Source organism: Thalassotalea sp. G2M2-11, from assembly GCF_017168195.1.
In the GTDB taxonomy this organism is placed as follows: domain Bacteria; phylum Pseudomonadota; class Gammaproteobacteria; order Enterobacterales; family Alteromonadaceae; genus Thalassotalea_E.
The window spans coordinates 535,661-560,355 of record NZ_JADNYL010000001.1; the positions used below are offsets into that span (position 1 = coordinate 535,661).

The 24,695-nt window shown below is 41.0% G+C and carries 20 protein-coding genes and 1 other RNA gene; 11 read left to right on the plus strand and 10 right to left on the minus strand.

Annotated elements, in window-relative coordinates:
• Positions 1-6 precede the first annotated feature (6 nt).
• Positions 7-390 (minus strand): YraN family protein, encoded by a 384-nt coding sequence (locus tag IV514_RS02370; RefSeq protein WP_241242150.1) that lies wholly within the window; start codon positions 388-390, stop codon positions 7-9.
• Positions 368-2,239, minus strand: coding sequence for a penicillin-binding protein activator (locus IV514_RS02375; RefSeq protein WP_206483299.1), 1,872 nt, complete (start codon positions 2,237-2,239; stop codon positions 368-370). Before IV514_RS02375 ends, IV514_RS02370 begins: the two co-directional genes overlap by 23 nt.
• A 56-nt stretch (positions 2,240-2,295) precedes the next feature.
• On the opposite strand from IV514_RS02375, the gene rsmI reads away from it, so the two are divergent.
• The 3 genes from rsmI (at position 2,296) to rnpB (ending at position 4,004) form a co-directional block, all read left to right on the plus strand.
• On the plus strand, positions 2,296-3,144 hold the full coding sequence (rsmI, locus tag IV514_RS02380) for a 16S rRNA (cytidine(1402)-2'-O)-methyltransferase (RefSeq protein WP_206483300.1): 849 nt from the start codon (positions 2,296-2,298) through the stop codon (positions 3,142-3,144).
• A 35-nt stretch (positions 3,145-3,179) separates the two neighbouring features.
• Positions 3,180-3,560 (plus strand): hypothetical protein, encoded by a 381-nt coding sequence (locus IV514_RS02385; protein ID WP_206483301.1) that lies wholly within the window; start codon positions 3,180-3,182, stop codon positions 3,558-3,560.
• A 40-nt stretch (positions 3,561-3,600) separates the two neighbouring features.
• Positions 3,601-4,004: RNase P RNA component class A (gene rnpB, locus IV514_RS02390), an RNA gene on the plus strand.
• 700 nt (positions 4,005-4,704) lie between these two features.
• On the opposite strand, the gene IV514_RS02395 is transcribed toward rnpB, so the two are convergent.
• The gene (locus IV514_RS02395) at positions 4,705-5,733 is read right to left on the minus strand and encodes an AraC family transcriptional regulator (protein ID WP_206483302.1); all 1,029 of its coding nucleotides are present in this window, start codon (positions 5,731-5,733) and stop codon (positions 4,705-4,707) included.
• 264 nt (positions 5,734-5,997) lie between these two features.
• On the opposite strand from IV514_RS02395, the gene IV514_RS02400 reads away from it, so the two are divergent.
• From IV514_RS02400 to IV514_RS02435, 8 genes are all read left to right on the plus strand, one after another.
• Positions 5,998-8,559, plus strand: a complete 2,562-nt coding sequence (locus IV514_RS02400) for a TonB-dependent receptor (protein ID WP_206483303.1) — start codon at positions 5,998-6,000, stop codon at positions 8,557-8,559.
• A 68-nt stretch (positions 8,560-8,627) separates the two neighbouring features.
• The gene (locus tag IV514_RS02405; RefSeq protein WP_206483304.1) at positions 8,628-9,530 is read left to right on the plus strand and encodes a peptidylprolyl isomerase; all 903 of its coding nucleotides are present in this window, start codon (positions 8,628-8,630) and stop codon (positions 9,528-9,530) included.
• Positions 9,527-10,522, plus strand: coding sequence for a HupE/UreJ family protein (locus tag IV514_RS02410; protein ID WP_206483305.1), 996 nt, complete (start codon positions 9,527-9,529; stop codon positions 10,520-10,522). Before IV514_RS02405 ends, IV514_RS02410 begins: the two co-directional genes overlap by 4 nt.
• 2 nt (positions 10,523-10,524) lie before the next feature.
• On the plus strand, positions 10,525-12,372 hold the full coding sequence (locus IV514_RS02415) for a DUF3604 domain-containing protein (RefSeq protein WP_206483306.1): 1,848 nt from the start codon (positions 10,525-10,527) through the stop codon (positions 12,370-12,372).
• Positions 12,369-13,436, plus strand: coding sequence for a zinc-binding dehydrogenase (locus IV514_RS02420; protein ID WP_206483307.1), 1,068 nt, complete (start codon positions 12,369-12,371; stop codon positions 13,434-13,436). The genes IV514_RS02415 and IV514_RS02420 overlap by 4 nt, the downstream gene beginning before the upstream one ends.
• A gap of 7 nt (positions 13,437-13,443) precedes the next feature.
• Entirely contained in the window at positions 13,444-14,427 is a 984-nt protein-coding gene (locus IV514_RS02425) for an NAD-dependent epimerase/dehydratase family protein (protein WP_206483308.1), read from the plus strand.
• A 17-nt stretch (positions 14,428-14,444) separates the two neighbouring features.
• Positions 14,445-14,948, plus strand: coding sequence for a 2,4'-dihydroxyacetophenone dioxygenase family protein (locus IV514_RS02430; protein ID WP_206483309.1), 504 nt, complete (start codon positions 14,445-14,447; stop codon positions 14,946-14,948).
• Between the two features lie 102 nt (positions 14,949-15,050).
• Entirely contained in the window at positions 15,051-16,610 is a 1,560-nt protein-coding gene (locus IV514_RS02435; protein WP_206483310.1) for an AMP-binding protein, read from the plus strand.
• 326 nt (positions 16,611-16,936) lie between these two features.
• Here IV514_RS02435 and IV514_RS02440 read toward each other — a convergent pair whose 3' ends face one another.
• The 7 genes from IV514_RS02440 to IV514_RS02470 form a co-directional block, all read right to left on the minus strand.
• Positions 16,937-18,544, minus strand: a complete 1,608-nt coding sequence (locus tag IV514_RS02440) for a S8 family serine peptidase (RefSeq protein ID WP_206483311.1) — start codon at positions 18,542-18,544, stop codon at positions 16,937-16,939.
• An 8-nt stretch (positions 18,545-18,552) separates the two neighbouring features.
• Entirely contained in the window at positions 18,553-19,128 is a 576-nt protein-coding gene (locus IV514_RS02445) for a hypothetical protein (RefSeq protein ID WP_206483312.1), read from the minus strand.
• A gap of 432 nt (positions 19,129-19,560) precedes the next feature.
• The gene (locus IV514_RS02450) at positions 19,561-20,154 is read right to left on the minus strand and encodes a hypothetical protein (protein ID WP_206483313.1); all 594 of its coding nucleotides are present in this window, start codon (positions 20,152-20,154) and stop codon (positions 19,561-19,563) included.
• 21 nt (positions 20,155-20,175) lie between these two features.
• Positions 20,176-20,766, minus strand: a complete 591-nt coding sequence (locus tag IV514_RS02455) for a cytochrome b (RefSeq protein ID WP_206483314.1) — start codon at positions 20,764-20,766, stop codon at positions 20,176-20,178.
• Between the two features lie 88 nt (positions 20,767-20,854).
• Positions 20,855-21,694: a LytTR family DNA-binding domain-containing protein gene (locus tag IV514_RS02460; protein WP_206483315.1), complete on the minus strand. Its 840-nt coding sequence runs from the start codon at positions 21,692-21,694 to the stop codon at positions 20,855-20,857.
• Positions 21,695-21,769: 75 nt separating this feature from the next.
• Entirely contained in the window at positions 21,770-23,134 is a 1,365-nt protein-coding gene (locus IV514_RS02465; protein WP_206483316.1) for a sigma-54 dependent transcriptional regulator, read from the minus strand.
• The gene (locus IV514_RS02470) at positions 23,127-24,689 is read right to left on the minus strand and encodes a HAMP domain-containing sensor histidine kinase (RefSeq protein WP_206483317.1); all 1,563 of its coding nucleotides are present in this window, start codon (positions 24,687-24,689) and stop codon (positions 23,127-23,129) included. Before IV514_RS02470 ends, IV514_RS02465 begins: the two co-directional genes overlap by 8 nt.
• Between the last annotated feature and the right edge of the window lie 6 nt (positions 24,690-24,695).

Sequence of the window (24,695 nt, forward strand, 5' to 3'; positions counted from 1 at the left end):
TTGCTGTTAAAAGGCATTTTTTAGCCAAGTTATGTTGGGTGGATTGGTCGTGCCTTCAATAGCAACGACATCAAAACGACAACTGGTATTATATTCATTTAATCCGTGTTGTTGCAGAAAAAATTTAGCTGTTTGATGAAGTTTTTGTTGTTTAGTGTGGTTGACGGCATTAATTGCGCCACCAAAATTACTCTTTTGGCGAAATTTAACTTCAATAAATACTAAACAGTCATCATCTTGCATGATCAGATCGATTTCACCAAAACGGCTGTGAAAATTTTTATCGACGCTGACTAAGCCTTGCTCGCTCAGAAAGTGCTCTGCTACTTGTTCCCACGCAGTACCTGTTGTGCGAGATGAGCATTGTTTATTGCTGCGAATCCATCGCAATTTCTTCCACCTTGTCCTTTTGGTAGCTCCCCCATAGTAAACTGCGGGTGAGGATGCCTTGTTGAGTTAACTTGATAATGCCCGTTTGTCCATAATGACGGATATAAGGCACTTGTTTCAATGCAGAGAATTTGTTAATTAACGCTAAACTATCGTAGCCCATGGCAAAAATGCGTTTCAGGTTATCATTCGTGTTTGGCCAAATACTGTCGACTAATTGTTTTAAGGCTTGGTTTTGTTGCTTGCTTTTTAACAGCCAGGGCATTTCAGTAAATTGTAAGCCAGTAAGGTCTCGACTATCGCTACTGTCGGCATTGTCACTATGACTTCGTGAACTAGCAAAAATCGGAATGGCATCAGCAAACGGGCTAATGTTGACATCAATATACGGTTTAAGCAGCCGTGTTTCATTTGGCGTACTTACTAAGTAAATCATATCAATATCACGGCGGTTGCGTGCTTCTGTCTCTAATTTTTGTCGAATTCTTTGGTCTATTTCATCAATGCGATCCTGACTTTGCTTAATGCCTAAACTGATCTCTAATTGTTCCTGCATTTTACTGCGATCATCAAAAAAGATGATTTCAGGCGCTGAGCCAGTAATTTTCTGCCATTGATTAACAAAGGTGAGTGCTATTCGTTGGCTGACATTATCACGCTGACTTAATACGATTGGGTGTTGGTATTGTTGACGGCTTAAGGTGGTAGCTGCCTGTATCGCTTCATCTTTTACATCCATAGAAAAAACCATTTGAGAGGCTTTTATCTGTGCTTGTATGGGTAAATTTAATAAGAGTGTAGGTAAGGTGAGCGCCTCTTGTTGAATATAGGCATCGACATTAGGTTTTAATAATGGACCAATCACATGATCAATGTTGTTATCTGCCAGGGTTTGGGCCAGTGTACTAAAGTCGAGCTGGTGTGAGTCGATAAATTTGAGGTGTAATTCGCTTGATGGGTTATAACCTGCTAACAAGCCTTGTTGAGCCGATTCACCAGCGTTTTTGTGTTTGCCAGATAAGGGTAAAATAACAGCGATGTTCGTGGGTGGCTGTTCGTTCGTTTTCACGGCGGTTAACTGCTTAGCAATTAATTTGGCAGGGTGCTCAGGGAAGTTTCTGCGCCATTGGGTTAAGTAACGATTAAAACTGGCAGCTTGGTGACCAAAACGATGAGCAAAATTAAGTAATTGCTGCCAACCAGCTATTTGTGGAGGAGCAAGCGCAACTAACTGCTCAACTTGCCATTGTGACAATGCATTTAATCGCTGCCATACGTGGTTAATTTCTTCTGCTGACGGTGACGGATTAAAGTGGAAAGCGCGTAATGTTGCGTCAGCTGCGATCAATGGTAAGCCTCGTTGATATTGCACTTTAGCTAATAATTGAAAGTACTTTTGGCCAAGTTGTGACTCATCCTCTATGATTGACGTTGCTTGTTGCAGGCTTTGGTAAGACAACTCAATTTCATCAAGAAGATATAAATTCTCAGCTTTTATCAGCTGTATTTGGTGGCGCTGTTCTTTTTCTGTAACCAGTGTCAGTAATTGTTGTGCTAACCATAACGATTTTGCGTAATTTTGCTCTACAAGATATTGCTCGCTGGCTTGTTGTAATAGAGCAATGGCTTGTTCAGTGTCGGCTTTTTTGGCTTGCGATAAAATGTAATCACCGCTAATGCTGATTGTTTGTTCGACTTTACTAGGTTGCTCAGTGGTTGTTGGGCGAGTGGTTACTTTCGGACTTGCACAACCAAACATGACGCTTAAAAGCAGTAAAGTGATAGTTAAAAAAGGCAAAAAACGCTTAATATAAATAGTGTTCACAAAGAAAATCTGTATTTTATTCACGGAATTAACTTTATAATAAACGTCATCTTCCTTAGTCACAACATAAGTATTGATAAATGGCCGCACAAGACTCAAAAACAGGTACACTCTTTATTGTTGCAACCCCAATAGGAAATTTATCTGATATTACTCAACGGGCTATTTCTGTCTTAACTGAGGTGGATGTTATTGCCTGTGAAGATACACGCCATACTAAAAAGTTGCTCTCAGCCTTTTCAATCACAAATAAAACTTTATCGTTACATGATCATAATGAAAGGCAAAAACAAGACTATATTGCCGAGCTGTTACTTGCGGGTAATGATGTGGCATTAGTCTCGGATGCGGGCACACCGTTGATTAGTGACCCTGGTTTTCACTTAGTCAGGCATTGTCGACAGCTTGGCTTAAAAGTTTCTCCTATTCCTGGTGCTTGTGCCGCTATTGCTGCTTTATCGGTGGCGGGTTTACCTACAGATAGATTTACCTTTGAAGGGTTTTTGCCGTCTAAATCAACCGCACGTAAAAAGGTATTTGAGTCAATTCAAAACGAATCCCGTACCGTCGTTTTTTACGATGCACCGCGACGTGCGATTGATACGGTAAGTGATATTGTCGAGGTCTTAGGGCCTGAACGACATATTGTGATCGCACGTGAATTAACTAAAGCATTCGAGACTATTCATGGTGATAGCGCCGGTAATTTTTTAGCTTGGCTACAACAAGATGCTAATCAACTCAAAGGTGAGATGGTGTTAATAATTGAAGGGTTAGTTAAACAAGAAAACCAGCTGTCAGAAAGTGCTATTTCGTTGTTAAAGCTATTGTTAAATGAACTACCTCCTAAAAAAGCCTGTGCAATTGTTGCGCAGCAATATCAATTAAATAAGAAAACATTGTATGAATATGCGTTATCATGTAAATGATAACCTAATCACTGCCTTAATCAGGGATTTCCCTTATGACAATACATGGTAAATATAACGTTGAGTTAATAGATAATATTTTATTTGTAAAGCTAAGTGGTAGTTTCAATTGTGCAGGAACCGAAGCTTATGTTGCAACTGTAAAACAATATATCGCAGAGTTAGCAGGACAACCATTTGCTATGTTAATTGATGATTTAGATGTGGAAGGCGGCACCCCTGAAGCTTATCAAAAATTGAATGATTACAATGAATGGTTGGTGAGTCAGCCCATTGTCGGCAAAGCTTTTATTATTAAATCGTTAGCAATAAAAGAAATTGTACTTGAACGGACACCTTCACTTAAACAGCAACAAATTGAGTTTTTTCAAGATGTTGAATCTGCTGAACAATGGTTGCGGGATAAACTAAGATAAATACTTTGGCGCGATTGATTATTTGGGGTAGAATGCGCGCCGAGTTGACGAGACAATCGCTGCCTCATCGTGGTACTTTCGAGTATACGGGTGAGGGGGAGGAAAGTCCGGGCTCCAAAGAGCAGGGTGCCAGATAACGTCTGGGCGGCGTAAGCCGACGACAAGTGCAGCAGAGAGAAGACCGCCGATGGCTGCTTTCTATTTCGGTAGAGCGTAGCACAGGTAAGGCTGAAAGGGTGCGGTAAGAGCGCACCGGGCGACTAGTAATAGTTTGCAGCAGGGTAAACTCCACCCGGAGCAAGACCAAATAGGAATTCGTACGGCGTGGCTCGCGTTGAATTCGGGTAGGTTGCTTGAGCTATGGAGCGATCCATAGCCTAGACGAATGATTGTCACTTTTCTTCGGAAAAGATACAGAACCCGGCTTATATGTTGACTTAACACTTTTAGTAACCGCTTGTTTTTCTTTATGTTAAACAAGCGGTTTTCTAAAATTCCTTTTATATCAAATGATTAAAGTAAAAAATGGTACACCTTTTGGTACACCAAATTTAAAAAATTCATTAAATACTTCCTTATTTTATCAGTTCTAATTCGAATTTAATTTTCCACTATTCAACTGGAGTTATTGTTTAGATTGAAATTTATTTTTGATAGACTCGAAACTTAGTTTTAATTCCTTAAATTTCAAAAGATTAATGGATTCGTAGCAAATTATGATACACCAAATTGTTCACCGTTTTATTTATGATCTTTTACTCTCATTGAATTTGAAACAGTGCGAGTTGCGAGAATACAGCTATCTTAATCGTTGCTGATAAATTACTAATCGCTATTCTGACAATATTAATTGATAGACTATTCATGCTGAGATGATGTGAAAAAATAGTTATCAATAGACTAAAGTTGATTGATATCTGAAAATGACTATTTGATTGCCATTAAATGGCCAAAATTAGTTATACCATTACATTAGACACTAGTTTAATTCCATCCGAGTTTTCACAAACCAAGGGTGCTATAAGCAGTTAGGAATATCCGATATTACAATCAGATCAGGTTGTATACATCAAATAATGAGTGTTCTTTAATTGAGTTGAGTCGTCCGCAATAAATGTGTCTTTTATTGCTTGAGCAGAATAATTCACGATTTGTGTTGAATTTTAGTCTTTTTATAGTGGCTGGGAGAGATGCTAAACCAGCTTTTAAAACTTCGACTAAACGCCGAAAATTCTGAATAGCCTAGATTTAATGCAAGTGCAGTCATGGACATATCATCTGTTTGTATCACCCGTAACGCTACGTCTTTTCTGGTGTGCTCCAATAAGTCTCGATAAGTGGTGTTATGCGCTTGCAGCATTCTTTCCAGTTTTTTCTGGTGAATGCCCAAACTTAAGGCAATATTTTGTTTACTGCAGTCACCTGTGGGTAATAGCATATTGATTGCGTGACACACCACTGCTACCGGATCTAACTCGTTTGAAGCTTGCTGTGAATGGAACTGTTTGGCAACAATGTCATTCACTAAATTTTCAGGCATCAGCGGTTTGGACTGTAACACCTTTGCTGAAAAATGAATGGAGTCGCTCTCGCTTTCAAAAACAACTTTGGGTTTGTAGGCATTGATGTAATTTTGCCGACCAGTATCAGTAGTTGATTGCTTGAAATGAATACTATCTGCTTTCCATTGATGCCCTGTCATATCGAGAAGCATTTGATAAATGATGGCGATACTTAGTTGCATCAGTTGAGGGTAACGCTGTTGCTGGTTGACTAAAATATCAATTTTAATTGCGCATTGCTCTTCGGTGACGGGCTCGATATCTAAAATGGCACCTTGTGCGTGCATATAGGTATATTTCTGTGCAATTTTTAGCGCATCTCCTATCGTCTGTTGCTGACACATAAAGGCACCAATTAGTCCTACTGTGGTCATATTTTGGCGTAAACCAAGCGCAGTACCAAAGCTGGAAATATTGAGTTGTTTCGCAGTGATTTCTAACAGATCACCTAAATGACTATACAGAATCATATTGTCAGGGTCGTGCAATTGCGCAGGTATAATATTAGCGGCTGACATCAGCTCGATGGGATCGCCTCCCAGTTCTTGTACTAATTCAATATAACCCGAAAGAGAGCCCGCTCTTACGTAGTATTGCAGGTCTTTTCCCATAATCACAATTCCCACCTATAATTACCTGTTATTAACATTTCCATCAACCTTTTTACGCTAATCGTTGTCTTATAATGTCATGTTGATGTCTTAAATTGTCAAGTCTTTGGTGAGTAATAAGTGCTAAATATAATAAAGAGTACGTGCACAAAAAAAATACAAAGTACGACTCATTAATAAGCGCGAAGACAATAAAAAATATAGCGCTCAAATAAAAAAATAATAAAAACAGTAAATTACAGTTATACAACGCAAGGTGTTATCATGATTGAATATCAAGGTTTAAAAACGAAGAAGGCATTGTTAAGTATATGTATTATTGGTGCTTTGAATCAGCAATTGGCTTATGCCGAAGAAACACAAGAGGTAAATAAACGCGCACTTGAAAAAATTACTGTTACTTCGCAAAAGCGAGTACAGTCATTAAGTGAGGTACCTATGTCTGTATCAGCCATGAATGCTGATAAAATTGAACAGGCAGGTATTGAACGTCTCGAAGACTTATCAACACATATTCCAAACTTTAAAATAGCGAAGGATTCAATTGCCGATCGTATTAATATTCGTGGTATGCAATCGGGAAATCTGGCGGGTTTTGAACAGTCTGTTGGTACTTTTGTTAATGGTATATATCGTGGTCGCGGTGCACAGTCGCGATTCTCGTTTGTGGATGTTGAACGCGTCGAAGTCATGCGTGGACCACAGAGTATTTTATTTGGTAAAAACACGGTTGCTGGTGCGCTTAATATTACTACTGCTAAACCAGACGATACCTTTAATGGCAAGCTTTCATTAGCTTATACGCCAACCTTTGATCAAACTGAAGTCAGTGGTATGGTCACTGGATCATTATCAGATTCCTTAAGAGCACGTGCTTTTGTTTTATCGCGTGAGATGGAAGAAGGCTGGGTACATAACAATTATTACGACAGTGACAGCCCTCAAAGTGAAGAAATGATGGGGCGCGTAACATTGGAGTGGGATGCAGCCGATAATACACTTGTTACCCTGATTTATGAAGCAAGTGATTATGACTTCAACAGCTTTCCTCATGCCATGAAAGAACCTGGGCCGCTGAAGGCATTAGGTTCATTTTCCAGCTATACCGAATCATTTATGGGCAATAGTAGCCCAGTAATGAATTTTGGTTCTGCTCAGGCGATGAATGGTGATTCAGATGAAATTACCTTAATCAGTGAAACTGATTTTGCCAGTGGCGATTTTACAATCACAGCGGGTCATTCGGCATATCAATTTGATCGTAGCTTAGATGCTGATTATTCCGGACTTGATGGTATTCGTTTTAGTGATAGTGAAGATTTTAGTCAAGACAGTGTAGAAGTGCGGTTTGCTTCAAACACCGGTGGAGACTTTGAATATATGCTAGGTCTGTATTGGCAACAACAAGATCTCACCCTTGATGGCCTATCGCTATTTAACATCCCGGTATTACAGCAGGTATTGATGGGCGGCTGTATGGCTGGTATTGGCGCTTATGGTGGCGACTTTAACAGTTTATACGCTTCTGGTGATGTGGTGACTACTGCGGCTGGTGTTATTGGTTTAGGTGGTTCTGCTGGCTTAGTGAATGCCTGTGGTACAGCGGCAGCGTTTGATGGTATTCCTACAGGGGTTGGCCGCTATGCGCTACTTGAACAAGATGCGGATACCCTTGGTGTGTTCGCTCAGGGAACCTGGAATATCAACGATAACTTTAGGGCAACCTTTGGTTTACGTTATACCAAAGAAGAGAAGTCTGCCTCAAAAACTGGTTATGCAACGGATTTTATTCCTGATAACAGGCTTGAATCATCAAATCCTCTGGTGATTGCAGTATCACAGCAAGTGGGAGAGTTTGAGACTCATCATTTTAACTCATCAGACCCGGGTATGAAGCGCAGTGAAAATAGTCCAACCTGGTCACTTAACTTGCAGTATGACATTGGTGATAACACCATGTCTTACGCAACCGCAAGCACAGGCTTTAAATCCGGTGGTTTTAACTCGTTTTATATGCGCAGCCCAGATCGTAATAATGTTGCAGACTCAAGAGATGTTGCTTTTGATGAGGAAAATGTGCTGGCATTTGAGCTTGGTCTAAAAACTGAATTACTTGATGGTCAGGCGGATCTAAATATTGCCGCGTTCCACTCAACCTTTGATGACATGCAAGTTTCAGTCTTCAGCGGTAACACGACCTTTGAAGTGAAAAATGCTGCAAAAGCTATCAGCTATGGTATTGAGATGGATGGTCGCTGGCGTGCAACTGACGATTTAACCATTACAGGTGCAGTAGGTTTATTAAATTTTGAATATGATAAATTTGTCAACCAAGCTTGTACTAGTGATCAATTTTTAGCTCAGCGAGAAGCGATTTTTAATGCTGCTGATAATTTAGCAGCACAAATTGGGACTGCCATGGGGTATAGCAATGCCAACTGTGCCGCGGTCGGTATTAATGACCTTTCGGGTCGAACGGCGTCAAATGCACCTAAAGTGTCTGCGTCGTTAGTGGCCAGTCATATGACTGAATTCGGTGATTTTGAACTTAATTCTAGTGTAGATCTTAACTATCACAGTTCGGTTTACCGTGTAGATGATCTTGATCCTATTGGTAAAGAACCTTCACAAACTTTTGTGAATGCGCACATTACGCTTGATAACCCAGATCAGGGTTGGTCGCTGACACTGACAGGTAAAAACCTGACAGATGTTAAGCATTTTGACTATATCAACGATGTACCGTTATTTGCAGGCGCACATAACTTTATGCCGCTGGCAGGTCGTTCATTCACCTTAAGATTTAACTACTCTTTTGGTGAGTAACCCTGCATTAAGTCAGGGTCGTTTAAGACCCTGACTTTTCTTTATGACTTATTGTGAGCATGACAATTATGTATTCAATCACTCGCCAGCCATTGGTGCACTTTCTCGTTATTGGCTTCGTCTTATTTGTTGCCTTTAAACAATTTGTTGCGCCTAAAAATGAAGCACAAAAACGTACAGTGGTGCTTAGTGAGCAGGTGCTCAAACAGTATTTGCAATACAGAAGCAAACGTTTTGCCGCCAATGACATTGATGCCGAATTTAAGGCCATGTCAGCAGCCGAAAAACAGCGGTTGGCAAACGATTATCTTAGGGAAGAAGTCTTGTTTAGGGAGGCGAATAATTTGTCGTTATCGAATAATGATTTTGTAATTCGCCAACGCCTTATCCAAAAAATGGAATTCTTGAATAGAAGTTTTGTAGACAGTGCAACACAGCTGAGCGAACAGCAACTACAGGGATATTTTGAGCAACATATCGAGAATTATCGTCGACCTGCTGAAGTCAGTTTTTCTCATGTTTTTCTCGTAAAAGGTGCTTCAACAGAGCAACAACAGCAATTCAATGCTTTAAAACAACAACTCAATACCCAAGGGATAACACCCGAAGATGCAGGCATATTTGGAGATGCTTTCTTATATAACCGTCACTATATGAAACGTCATGTTGATGTGGTTTCCAGTCATTTTGGTCAGTATTTCAGTGACCAGTTGACTAAACTAGTCGTTGGAAATGGACAATGGCAAGGACCGATAGCCTCTGATTATGGCTGGCACCTTGTATACCTGATTGAGAAAAAGCCTTCGAGCATACCTGAATTAGCTGAAATTAAAGCACAGGTCACTGCTGATGCTCGTATTTTTTATGGTAAGCAAGCATCAGAGCAAGTGATCTCTAATATTGTCGCAGGCTATCACATTGTTGATCCTGCCAACGTATTAGCTATTGAACAACAGGCAGTCACACAATGAGAGCCTCATATTTTCTGATCTTGTTGTACTTACTTAGCTGCTATGTCACTGCGCATGATGCGCGCCCGATTGTGATTGATATCAATCAGCATAACTCGCTAGTCAGGGTCGATGTCAAAATGCCGGCTGCTGTGCCCGTAAATACCTTACCTAAGGTTCACATTAATGCCCGTTGTGTAACGAAGCAACAGGGGGCTGTGCAGTTACAGCCGGGGGCCTATGTGCAAATCCAGCTATTTAATTGCCAGCAAACTATCGCCGGACAAACCTTGACCCTAGATTTTCCAGCGGCGAACCCTTCACTGTCAACCTTGGTCAAAGTGCGTTTAGATAATGGTCAGTTTTATACGCAGTTACTGGCACCTGATGAAACACTTTGGTCTATACCTCAACAAGAAAGTGTGCGCGGCGTCATTTGGCAATACAGTCAAATGGGCGTGATGCATATCCTTAAAGGGTGGGATCATTTGCTTTTTGTATTATGCCTGCTTGTTCTCGCGGGCAACGTCCGGGGTATCGCTTTAACGGTTACTGGTTTTACGCTTGGGCATTCAATTACGCTTATAGCTACCAGTTTAAATTGGCTCCATTTTCCTGTTGCCCTATGTGAACTCTTGATCGCACTTAGCATTGTGTTTCTCGCGGTTGAGATTGCTAAAGGAGATAAAACCTCTTGGAGTTACCAATACCCAGCCACCGTCGCAACGCTATTTGGTTTATTGCATGGCGTTGGTTTTGCCTCGGTACTTAGAGAAATTGGTTTACCGCAAGTTGAGCTACTTTGGGGCTTAATTTCATTTAATGTCGGTATTGAATTAGGACAGCTGGTATTTATTGTTGCCGTTGTCACTTTAATAAAACTGCTTAGTCACTTGTTCCCTCCCAGTAAGTTCAGCCAGCTTCAATATCCGTTAGGGATCTACTTAATTGGTAGTGTTGCGGCATTTTGGTTCTGGGAACGTTCGATTTTAATTTTTTATCCGGAGATTTAATTGTGCACAAAATAACAAAACTAAGCCTAATGCTGTTTTCCGTACTTAGTTTGGCGGCTCATGCTGAAGGTGAACAGAAACAGTTGTTATGGGGCGATACTCATTTACATACTTCCTATTCTATCGATGCCTATCTGATGGGGAATAAGGATGCCACTCCAGATACATCTTATCGTTTTGCTAAAGGCTTGCCAGTCGTTCATCCATACTCCGGTGTGAAAGTACAGCTTAATACGCCACTGGATTTCTTGGTGGTGTCAGATCACGGTGAATATTTAGGGATCATTCAAAAAGTTTTTGCAGGTGATCCCCTGCTGATGAAAACTGAAATCGGACGTCGCTGGAATAAAATGGCAAACACCGGGCAGGGGCGTCAAGTGTATTTTGAAGCCGTTGGTGAGCACGCTAATAAACGTAAGCCTTCACCAGAATTACAGCAAGACAGTGTCCGCAGTAGCGTTTGGGGTGAAATCATTGATGCTGCTGAGCGCCATAACAAACCGGGTGAGTTTACTACCTTTGTTGGTTGGGAGTGGAGCTCATTGACTGATGGCGCCAATTTGCATCGTGTGGTGATTTCAAATGCTGACCGCACCTCGGCGAAAACATTTCTACCTTATACCTTATTTGACAGTGATAAGCCTGAAGATCTTTGGCGTTGGCTAGAAAGTACTTCGAAACGTACCGGCGTTGATTTTGTTGCTATTCCACACAACTCAAATATCAGTAAAGGCTTGATGTTTCCGATTATGGACAGCAATGGCAAGCCGTTAGATCAGCATTATGCTAAAACGCGTATGCGTTGGGAACCTGTGGTAGAAGTAACGCAAATTAAAGGGGACTCGGAAACGCACCCGAAACTTTCACCTGAAGATGAGTTTTCAGGCTATGAAAAATTCGAACATGTAATGCAGCTTGATAGTGATATTGATGAAGCTGGTCAAGAAGATATGGCAGCGAATTATGTGCGCTCAGCATTACGTCGAGGCTTGGAATTACAAGAAAAAACCGGTGCTAACCCTTTCAAGATCGGCATGATTGGTGCCTCTGACTCACATACCGCCTTATCAACCACTGAGGAGAATAATTTCTGGGGAAAAATGGCAATTGATTCAACCCCAGCCAATACTTTAGATCCTGATTTACTGGTGATCCCTCCTGCTTCAAAAGGCGTTGATATGAGCGCGGCAGGGTTAGCTGCTGTTTGGGCAGAAGAAAATACCCGTGAGAGTATTATGGCGGCGTTTAAGCGCAAGGAAGTGTATGCCACTACCGGACCGAGAATTAAACTTAGGGTCTTTGGTGGTTATCATTTCGAGCAACAAGATGCCGGTAAGCCTAACTTGGCAACCATAGGCTATACCAAAGGTGAACCTATGGGGGGCGATTTACCTCAATCCCCACAAGGCAAGGCGCCTAGCTTTTTGATCGAGGCAGTAAAAGATCCTAAAGCAGCTTCTTTAGACCGAGTGCAGGTTATTAAAGGTTGGGTGGATGCTAACGGACAGAGCCATGAGAAGGTGTTTGATGTGGTCTGGGCTGGTGAGCGTCAACTTGATGCTCACGGGCAGCTGCCCGCAATCACTAACACGGTCAATATCGATACTTTAACGTGGGATAACAACACTGGCTCACCGCGACTTGCTACCGTTTGGCAAGATCCTGAGTTTTCAGCTAAGCAAAAAGCCTTTTATTACGTCCGAGTGTTACAGATCCCGACACCAAGACACACCTTGTACGATGCTGTGGCGTTAAATGTGCCTCATCCACAGGGTCATCCAGCAACAATTCAAGAGCGAGCGTATAGCTCACCAATTTGGTATACCCCGTTGACACAGGAGAAAAAATGATGAGTCAAATGAAAGCTATTTGTATGCAAAATGGTGCCATTAGTTTAAATGAAATTGATGTGCCGAGTCCTGGTCCCGGGCAAGTGTTAGTAAAGAGCCTGGCATGCGGCATTTGTGGGTCTGATTTACATATTACCCGCCATGGTGATGAAGTCTTTGATATTTATAAAAAACTCGGTGTAATGCCAGACGTTGATGGGGAAAATCCAGGTATTATGCTTGGTCATGAATTCAGTGCTGAAGTGGTAGAGTATGGCGTTGATACTACGGGTGATATCCCTATTGGCAACCGGGTGACCTGTGTGCCTATTTTAATGACCATGGGGGGAGCCGGAGTAGGGGTAACCCCCGGTCTATATGGCGCTTATTCTGAATACTTTATCGTCGATGAAGCGCTACTCATCCCCATTCCTGAGAATGTTTCATCAACAGCAGCAGCCATTACCGAGCCGCTTGCTGTTGGCTTACATGCCGTAAATCGTGGTGATATTGATACCGACGAAGTCGCGTTGGTTGCCGGTTGTGGTCCTATTGGTTTAGCTGCTATTGCTGCGCTGAAAATCAGAGGTGTTAAGCACATCGTCGCCTCAGATCCGCAGGCAGCTAAGTGTGAAATTGCCCAGCAGTTTGGTGCCACGCACACGGTTGATCCAACGCAAGAAGATGAAGTGGCTTTTGCCGCATCACTTGCTGGAGATAAACGCGTTGTTATTTTTGAATGTGTTGGTGTTCATCAATTAATTAACAGCTTTATTTTAAGAGCTCCGGCAAAAGCTACGTTAGTGATCACTGGTATTCATACAGCAGACACTACAGTGAATTTTGGCTATGCAACGGTCAAGGAAATGGATATTAGATTTTCTTATTACTATAACCCTGAAGAGTTTGCTGAGTCCTTGCAAAATATCGCCGAGGGGAAAGTTGACTGGCAAAAAATGTGTACTGGAAAAGTGGGGATTGATGGCGTTTCAGATGCCTTTGCTACTCTGCTAAAACCAAACGATCATATCAAAGTCATTATTGAGCCATGGCGCAATGGTGCTCTAGAGCAAGTGAAAGGGTAGGTTGATTATGAATAATGTATTTATCACCGGAGCAGGTGGTTTTATTGGTCGTCATTTAGTTGATGAATTATTGAATAAGGGCGTCACGATAACCGCGTTGATGTTAGCTAATGAACCTGTGCCAAGTGAATGGGGCGATAAAGTGCGCATTGTCATAGGCGATGTCCGTAAATTAGTGTCAATGGCTAATGAAATCGGGGAATTTGATACCTTATTTCATCTTGCCGCTATCGTTAGTGATTGGGGCGCGAAGCAAGACCATATCGATATCACTGTTCATGGCACTGAGCAGGCTATTAAACTTGCAGCTATCAATAAAGCTCGTTTTGTTGTGACGACCAGTATCGCCGCTTTTGGGAGTGCCATGGGCACGGGTCGTATTGATGAAAGTACGCCTTGTGGTAGTACCGCTTCTAGCTATGAATATGTTAAGCAGTTACAGGAAAAGGTGACTCTTGATGCCGTTAAACAACAAGGGTTAAGTGCTGCGATTATTAGGCCTGCCAATGTTTATGGTGTAGGTAGTGTCTGGGTCACACGCTTTATTGACTTGTTAGCCAAGCAAGAGCCTGCGCTGATGGGCAGTGGTGAATGGGATGCCGGCTTAGTACATGTTAAACATGTGGTTCAGGGACTGATTCTGGCTGCTGAAAATACCGACATGCCAAGTGGCGAAATCTTTGTGATTGCTGATGATCCAGGAGTGAGCTGGAAGCAATATCTGGATGCACTTTCTACTACACTGAATTTACCAAAAGCGAAGGGTATTCCTAACTGGCTGGCTAAGTTTTTAGCACCGGTGGTAGAAGGCATAGGTCACTTAATCAATCAGAAAAAAGCACCACTGGTTACCAATCTTGCTTATCGGTTAACTGGTGTAGAAAGTATCTTTGTCAATGACAAAGCAAAACGACTACTCGGCTATCAGCCAACCATCACCTTAGAAATGGCGATGGAAGAAATTAAACAACATTATAAAAACATAAAGTAAACAATGAGGAATAAATTATGCAACTACCAACAACCATTAATCATCAAGACTTTTTATTAACACTCAATACAGAAGATGAAGGCTTTATTAAAGATGTATTACCAGGAGTCCATGTCGCTCCGTTATTTTTAGATTCAGAAAACGGCATCTGGGTGTTAAGGGTTTTATTTGAGCCAGGAGTCACATTACCTAAACATTTTCATACTGGCGTTGTACACCTGTATACCATGAGCGGTAGCTGGCACTATGTTGAATATCCAGATCAGCCTCAAACTGCTGGCAGTTACTTATATGAGCCAGGTGGTTCAATTCATCAGTTACATACACCAGAAAGCAATGAAGGTTTAACCGATACCGTCATGATGGTACAAGGTGCCAACATTAATTTTGATGAAGATGACAATTTCTTAAATATTATGGATGCTGGTTGGATCGAAATGATGATCAATGAAGCAGCGAAACGAGAAGGTAAAAAAGCTAAGTATATTAAGCCAGGCGGTACGGCTGATTACAATAAATAGTTCTCTTCATCTGCCCGAAATGTGATTAATAATCGTTGTTCGGGCTTATTATACTGAAGAGAGTTAACCCCTTTTTTATTTAGATATGGTGAGGATAATTTTATGCTGTCGAGTATCAACGACTATCAAAATCTGAGTCAATTTATCAGCGATGCGATGCAACAATTTGCAGATAAACCTGCTTATAGCTGCTTAGGGCAAACCCTGACTTTTCAAGAGATTGATAGTAAGTCAACCGCCCTTGCTGCTTATTTCCAATCATTAGGGTTATGCGCGGGAGACCGCATTGTTATTCAATTACCTAACTTAATACAGTACCCGATTGTTAATTATGCCGCTCTGAAAGCAGGCATTATTGTTGTGAATACTAACCCGCTTTATACGCCACGAGAAATGAAACATCAATTCAATGACTCCGGTGCCAAGGCTATTGTTATCCTGAGTGATTTATATCCTAAGTTGCTTGAAATTCTGGCAGAAACTAACATTGAGCAAGTTATTGTAACTGGGGCTGCTGATCTGTTGACCAACAATGTTGAAGTGTCAGAGCCAAATACTATCAGTTTTAATCAGGCAATCATTGCTGGTGAAGGTTTAACGTTAACACCATCCAATGCCGCACTGGATGACGTTGCCTTATTGCAATACACCGGAGGCACCACAGGTGTTTCTAAAGGAGCGCAGTTAACACATCGCAATGTGATTGCTAATGCCCTTCAATCAGCAGAGCGCATAGGGGAGCGTTGCCGTGAAGGGATGGAAACTTTTGTCTGTCCATTACCGCTTTATCATATATATGCCTATACGATTAATATGCTACTTTTTTCCGCTAAGGGCAATTTAAATGTGTTGATCCCAAACCCGCGGGATCTTGATGCCTTTATCGCAGCCATTAAGCCCTTTAAGATCACTGGAATTGCCGGGCTAAACTCCTTGTTTGTTGGTTTATGTAATAAAGCTGAGTTCAGGGGGTTAGATTTTAGCCAATTGAGCTTGACCCTTTCTGGAGGTACTGCGTTGACACATGCGGCTGCTTCTGTCTGGCGCGAAGTTACTGGTTGTAGCATTTCTGAGGGATATGGCTTATCGGAAACATCACCGGTATTAACGTTAAATACGCCTGGTAAAGAAGAAATTGGCACCGTCGGATTGCCGGTAATAGGGACTGAAATTCAGTTTTGGGATGAAAATGACAAGCCTGTTGCTGATGGCGAAAGTGGTCAGTTGGTGGCACGTGGCCCGCAAGTGATGAAAGGCTATTGGAACATGCCTGAAGAAACTGCAAAGGTAATGACGGCAGATGGCTTTTTCAAAACCGGTGATATTGGTTTGCGTCAGGAAAACGGTAACCTAAGAATTGTTGATCGGTTAAAGGATATGATCATCGTCTCGGGGTTTAATGTCTATCCTAATGAAATTGAAGATGTCTTAGTGTCGCACCCCGCGGTTCTGGAAGCGGCAGTTATTGGCGAAGCTGATGAAAAAACCGGAGAGTTAGTCCATGCTTACATTACCTTAAAAAGTGAAACACAAGAGACTGAAATTGTTGATTTTTGTCGAGAGCGTTTAACCAACTATAAAATGCCCAAAAAAGTGACTATTTTAGATGAACTGCCGAAATCATCCGTGGGTAAAATATTACGTCGACAGTTGCGTAAGTAGCTTTTTAAATAGACTGTAGTGGCATAACAAATTTGCTCATCTAAAAAGAGGCTGAGAAATATCTAGAGTATTTGTGTCGATTCAAAGTCAGCTAGACCCTAAGAGCAAGTGTAGATACAGGCTTTATTAGCCAAATCCTAAAATTACAAGTTTATAAATATCAATTATAACAAGTAATTAAATGTATTTTGCAAGCTAACTTATATATTGACTCATCAAATATATAAACCCCAGCAAAGTTGCTGGGGTTTTACTTTTCTGAACAATGAGAGCCCAGGTAAATGATTTTGTTCCTCTAGATAGAAACAATCGTTTATTGGTTAAGTTTATCGAGGAGTGCCATCACCACCATAAATTTTACCATTTGGCGCTTTACAACCATTGGTTTGGATGTAGTCTATAGCATCTTTGGCTTGTACTAAGCCCCAACCATATTTGTGGTCGTAACCTGTTTCGCCTAAATCTTCAGCGGAAGCTTGTAATGCTAATCGAATACCTGTTGCAGAACATTCTGGGAAGTTACTCCAAACAACCGCAGCAACAGCAGAGACATGCGGCGTTGCCATTGATGTACCTGATTTGAAACTATGGTTTGGATAGCTATGAACGGTAATAGTTGTTTCTTTACCGACATTTTCCAGTAATGTTAACCCTTGTTTCATAGTTACCGTACCAGCAATGATTGAAATATTATCTACAGTGCCAGGTATTGGGCCCGGTAGATGATTTCGAATGATAGCGCCAACGCCACCATCTTCTGCACATTGGTTGATTTTATCTCCGAATGTTATCGGGGTTGGCCAACCACCTTCAACTTCTGATGGATGAAAACCACCACGCTCGAACAAACAGATTTTACTGGTAACATCACCACAGCTTTCATCACCAATTCCACAATCGACTAGCTCACCGCTGACCGTGCCATCGGGGAGTTCATTGGTGTATGAGTTCATACCAAAGCCTTGGAAAATAAGTCCGTCTTGTTCGACTGTCATTGCTGGGTTGTCGCGATGACCTCGTCCTTCTGGTACCGTTGAAAATACACTGACGCCAGGGGCCGCTAGTTCAACTTGGCTTGCGCGTTGTGAAAATGGCGCATGCACTTTGTGATCATCAATAGCGGCAACCGAAACGACACTATCATAAGACGCAGGATAAGAATGTTGAGCTTGACCTGCGTTACCTGCTGCTGCAATCATTAGAACCCCATCGCGAGCCAATTGATTTATCGCACGTTCTTCTAGTGGGTTAGAAAATGATCCGCCTAAACTCATGGATACGATATTGGAACCCGCTGCTTGGCAATCTTCAATTGCGCCAGCAATATCGGATGCATAGGCATATTCACCACGAGAATTAAAAACACGTACAATATGCATTGGCAGAGACTCATCGGAGACAACACCAACACTCCCTTGATTATTTTCTAACGCCGCAATCGTACCTGCCACATGAGTCCCGTGACCTAATTGATCTTCATACCAAGAACCTGCACCCCCATCATTGGCACCGTCAACGTTATTTACAGGAAGATCTGGGTGACCTAAGGAATAGCCACTATCGATAATACAAACCTTTTTTCCACCTTGGTAAGTGACTTGATCCCCTTGCACCATAGGTAAACCATAAGGAATTAATTCAGTGCCGCTTTCAGACATCAATTTACGTGGAACATCAGGGTAGAACGCACTAACACCATTTAAATTTGCGATATCAGCAAGTTGTTCACGCTCTAGAGTGATAGCGAAACTATCTAGTGTTGGTAGTTCCTTATTAATTTGTACGCCAATATCATTTAACTTTTGTTTAATTTCAGCAACACTATTAGCTTTCGCTTCTAGTACCATGCGAACGGGTTCTGTTGCTAAACTAGAAAAGCTAAATAAAGTAGCAATGCTGGCGGCAATCATTGTTTTTTTATGGGTAAAGTTCATATCGGCTCCTAAGATTTATTTGATTTATCAGAAGGACAAGCACTAATTTGAACGTTGCCAGACATAGTGCCTGCATTGCTGTACCCTTGATATGGACCTGACTCGATTTGCATTGTTTTTAACAAACCTGTCGCACCAAAACCTGAGCTTACCCCGTTACCGGTATCTATCATGCAAATAAAACCTTTGCCTTCACCAGGTGTTTTTGAATTGGTTGATTTATAAGTAAAATCTGCTTGATACATTCCTCCTGTACAAACATCTTGTCGACAATGCTTTGTCGAATCTCCGATGTGATCTGGGTGTACAGGTTGATCAGAACAAAAACCGGCATCGTAAACTTCTGCATTAAAAGCTACGCCACCAACATTTTGCCAATCTAACGCTGTTTGGTCTTTGTACGTTGCCTGACCTTTTACTTCATCGTCACAGCGCGATGCATTAGCCGTTAAAACGGCATTTCCTGCACCGCCTTTTGAGTTTAGTGTTCCCCCGACAGTTACTTTGCCATCAAGTTTTGCACAACCACTTAGTGCCGTGGCTGCAGCGACAAACAGTACTCCTGGTATTGTTAAATGTTTCATTTAACCTCCTAGTTTTATTGTTATAATTTTTTTTAGCCTATATTCATTCTAAATTTGTGAATATTTATTCGACTAACTTTAATTAACCATAAAAGTCAGTAAATAACGACATCTTAACTGGGGGTTTTTTGTAGCATTTTGTAGCATTGATGAGACGTTCTTGTGGAGGAAATGACTCTTAGATGTTGCATAATGATTTTATCAGTAAAGAGAGTCGCCTTGAGCGATAGTGCTTAAGGCGATAGGAAGGTTAGAGGCTGCTTTTAGAGAAGGTAACTGACAACTTAACTATCAACAGTAAATCTTAGTATGCTTTCTTAGTCGTTGCTTAACCTAAGTGTTTGATAATTATTTTATGATTGATAATAAAACGCTTAGTAAATATCTGTAGTACTTCGCTGCCTTGGTTATCCTGATAAATGGTTAGTGCTGTTAATAATCAGGTATGCCTTTGCCTAGAAAAATATCACGATTGACAGTCCATACCCCTTGAGTGTTTTTTTCGGGAGTGCTGAATCCACATCCTGCTCTACATGGGCGACTTTGCTTATATTGTTGAGTGAGTAAAGGGTCATCATTAAAAGTCACATCATCAATATAATAAGTACCTTTATTCGGTTCTATTACGTGTAAGTGAATATGTTGAGGGATACCGCGCTTTGGATACGCTGCTGGGCGAACTGTGCTAAAAGAGTAGCGTCCTTTGTTATCAGTAAGCGCCCAACCCCGCAGTCCGCCATGCTTAGTGGTACTTTTAGGATAAAAACCTTCTGCATTGGTTTGATATGCGTAAACAACAATCCCTTTTGCTGGCATACCATTTAGCTGGTAGACCTTGCCATTAACTGTCATTTTCTCACCTTTTTCATTGGCAGGTCCTATTGTCGATTCAGTGCTTAATTGCTTTGGCATACCAACAAAGACAAGTTCACACCCTTGACAAGGGCCGCCGATAACTGGCTCGTTTGCATAAGTGACGTTAAGGAAAAATGCTAAAAATAATGTGAATAAAGAAGTTTTGAACATAATGGTTCCTTTCGATGTAAGTTAACTTTTTTGAAAAGTCATTCTAATTAAAGTGTTATCTTTGTTAATAAAGTGGTGATATAGCGCTGCGGCGATATGACCGACAATAAATGTGCTGAGAATCCATCTTCCTATCACCTCGTGAATGAGCTCTGCAGGCTGCTCGAGTTGCTCCAGTGTGATGCCGATAAAATTGAATAGCTCAACATTCTCGAACATAGTGATGGGATAGATAAAAAAATAATCGATTTGTCCTTTACCACTGGAGAGATAGTTGGCTATCGATAAATAACCGCTTAATGGCATAATAAACATCATAGAGTACAGGCCAAAATGTACTAAGCGGGCAAGTTGTTGCTGCCTTCCTGATATGACATCATTTTTTGGGGGGCGGTTTAATATTCGCCAAATAATTCTAAGTGATACTATGCCTGCCAAGCTAATACCGACAGATAAATGAAGTTGAATGGTTAGCCAGCTTTCAAAGTCTGATTTTGCGATCCATTCCCGATAATAAATCGCACAATAAGACACTAAAAAAAGTAGTGCAGTGAGCCAGTGAAACCACTTAGCAATTGAGCCATAATCAGTGGCCGTGTTTTTGATGCCCATTGGCCGACCTCAATAAAATGTGAATGATGATTGAAAAATCACATTAGGGTTTATCGGCGTCAATGGTAAATGAGCTAAAGCGATGAGTTTATCTTTTAAGCTGATGAGTCGATTTGAATTCTGCTTTGAACTCCTTAACAAAATTTCTGCTTAATCTCACTTCAGAGCCATCTTGAAGAGTTAAATCATAGTCACCATTGAGTCTTGATTGATAGGAAAGTACCTTATCTAGGTTAACGATCATCGAACGGTGAATTCTGATAAAGCGTGCATCTAAATCTTGCATAATAGACTTTAACGTTGCTGAATGAAGATGTTGTCTTTGTGCTGTTTGAATAGTGACATAGGGAGTCGCAGATTGAATATATATGATATCTGCCAGCTTGATTATGTGATTATTTTTACCTGAATTAACGGTAATAAAATCCGATATCGAATCTTGTGGTTGAGAGTGTCGTTCACTGGCTAGAGGAGATGCTTTTTGGTTGTTGGCAAAATATTTAAACAACACGATAAATGCGCCATAGATTACTATTATTTTAAGTAAATCATTGGCTAGGGTGTATGTCAGTACTTTGTAAAAGCCATAAGATTGTTCTCGAAAAATCGTCGATAAACTCCAAATAGTTGATGGCACCAGAATTAGGTGAGCCAATGTGGCAACGACAAGTGCTATAACCATTCGACTAGGAGAGTTTATTGTTTGTTTTTGTAACTCGCGTTTTAGCAACAATAAAATGGGCGGGAAAATCACCCATAGGCTTTTAAATAACAAAGACTCTGAGAAAAAGAAAGAAATGCCATTCCTCTGAGAGTGCAGATAATCCTGAAAAATGCCAAGGGCTATGATTGCAAGGACAGTTACTATGGAAATGGGCCAAAGTTTACCCTTTGTTGCTGAAAGTATTTGGCTCGCAGATGGAAACATTAGCTGATCTCTTTCTTTTTCCTTGGCTAACAATAATCAGTATTAACATTTAGCATATTATCGCTTTATCATTTATCAAACTATTATTTGATATTTTTCTAATCGATACAAAAACGCTTTGTATGACATCTGTAAATATTTCGCTGCTTTGGTTTTGTTACCCTGATTAATAGTGAGTGCTTGTGATAAGCAATATCGCTCAAAATGTTCCCAATTAAAGCCCGCCTCTGGAAAAGTAAAATCGGGGAGCTTTTTCGTATCTTGTGTTACTTTGTTTGCGTGAGCAAAGTTTTGTACTAGCTCCTGCTCATCATCAAGTAACACAAATCGTTCGATTCTATTGGATAATTCTCTGACATTGCCAGGCCAATGGTAGTCTAATAATTGGCGATATAAGGCCGAGGATAACTGAGGGGCTGGACAGTTATGTTGCTTGGCATGCTGTTGAATGAAATGATCGGCTAGTAAAGCGATGTCTTGTTGCCTTTCTCGTAAGGCTGGCATGTGAATCGGTACCACGTTTAAGCGATAGAATAGGTCTTCTCTAAATTTTCCTTGTTTGACATCATCCTCTAAGTTGCGATGAGTTGCGGCTATCACCCTAACATCAAGTTTGATCTCTTCATTGCTACCTAATCGGTTGATACAGCCTTCTTGTAGAAAACGAAGCAGGTGTGACTGCAATGATGGTGAAAGTTCACCAATCTCATCAAGAAAGACAGTGCCGTGATCCGCTGCTTCAAAACGTCCAATTTTTAGTGTGTTTGCGCCGGTATAAGCGCCTTTCTCAGCGCCAAAAAGTTCGCCTTCAGCAATTGACTCGGCAATTGCGCCACAATTTATTGCGATAAATTTTTCATTCTTACGAGGAGAGCTTTCGTGTAATGCTCGTGCGGCAAGCTCTTTACCTGTACCACTTTCACCGAGAATTAAAACTGTCGCATTGGTGGCAGAAATTTTATTGATACGTTGATACACCTTCTGCATACAAGGAGCTTTGCCGACTAAGCTTACTAATTGATGTTGTTCGCTCAATTGTGCTGACAGTTGCTTATTTTGTTGGCGTAGGTGACTCGCTTTTAAAGCTTTATCAATCGTTAATAGTAATTCTTGGCGTTTGAAAGGTTTAGGTAAATAATCATCAGCCCCTTTTTTAAGAGCATCTACGGCGTGGTTAATAGTGCCGTATGCAGTAGCGATAACAAACCCAAGGTCTGGAAAGTTGCGCTTTACATAGTTGAGTAAATCGATACCCGATAGCTCGCCTAATTTCCAATCGGAAAAAACAGCATCAAAGGGCTGTTTTTTTAATTGTAATATTGCTTGTTCAACGCAATCAGCACTGATCACGATAAAGTCACTGGCGGTTAAAATATCGCAAATTAACTGGCGTTGCTCTGGTTCGTCTTCAACCACAAGTATTCGATTATTACTATTCATACGGTTTTTCATTATTCGTTTGAGTCGGCGCTACTGATTGCAATGCACCCATGGCAAAAGTCACTTTGGCAGTACAACCTTTATCTGATTGCTCAGCAGGGTTATTGGTTAATGTTATATCGCCTTGATAATGAAGCGATACTAAACGTTTGGCAATATATAATCCCATACCTGCACCTTCTGGTTTCGTTGATACATGGGGTTGATAAAGTTGCGAAGCAATTTTTTCATCAATGCCTTTGCCATGATCAACCACAGTAACACAAAGCTTTGACCCAGCCATATCGGCATTAATCAACACGGTATCATTTGGCATAGAGGCTTCACAGGCGTTGATAATAACCGTGTGTAAAATACTTCTTACCTCTGATTCTGCGCCATGAATGATCATGTTGCTATCTATGTGAACATCAAAATTGATTGGTAGGTTTTGTCCCGATTTATACTCTAAAATAATATCTTGGATAATCGCCCGTAGCGGAATAATATCGGTTCTATCTATACCTGATGATGTGAGTGTCAGTAAGGCTTTAATGCTTTTTTCAATATTGGTAATTTTATGTTGAATCGTCGTTAATAACTTAGTTTTTTGTGCTGGGGCAATATCCTTATCTTGTAATTGTTCAATGGCTAACCCTATGGTGTGCATCGGGTTGCGTAATGCATGGGCTAAACCTCGGCTGACTTCACCCAGTTCAGCCAGATGGGCGATTTCTTGGTGATGTTGTTCGGCTTTGCTTAGCTGATCGAGTCGTTTAGTCATTTGGTTAAATTGTGTGATGGTCGTACGTATTTCCTGTACGCCAATTACATTGACTTGATGTTGATAATTACCTTTGGCTAATTGTTTAAAACCATTGGCTAAGGCTTTTAACGGGCGATTAAATTGTACACTTAACCAATAGGCAAAGAATAACGCAACGACTGCTCCTAAGATCAAACTGTATTGCATCGACTGAATTAAACGGCTGGTTTTATCTGGCGCTACGATGGGAAACTCAGTGATCCAGTGTTGTTTAATTTCACCATCTTTGACCACTATGGTGGAATTAGCATTTTTCGGTACGTTAGGCAGTTGATGAGTTAAAATTTTCTCGATTTGCTGCTTAAATTCTTTGCGCAACACTCGTTTACTGATATGGGGTGTTGTTTTAGCGTTATGTTTATCTTCGGGGTGTTCAGCGCTATCGTTTACTTGGGCATGGCTTGAAGCTTCTATCTCAATGATTGTTTGTTGACCTGTGTTTATTGGGGTTTTGAAAGCCAGTACTTCAATGTTTGTGTCTGTCTGTGCAGCGGAAGGGGGTTGCTCCGTTTGAGATAATTGGCTTTTAGCTGTGTCAACAACTCCGTTTTTTATCAATACTTGCTCATCTTGATGAATAAAGACTTTATCTAAGGCTAAATCTAAGGCTGTTTCGTTAATGCGTTTAACATTTGTCATTACATCTGCTTGAACGTTCTGCTCTAGCCAATACAGCAAAGCAAGTTGCATCAGGGTAAATAAAATAATCAGGGTGCCTACTAGCGAAAATAAATAACGACGTAATGACATAAAAAG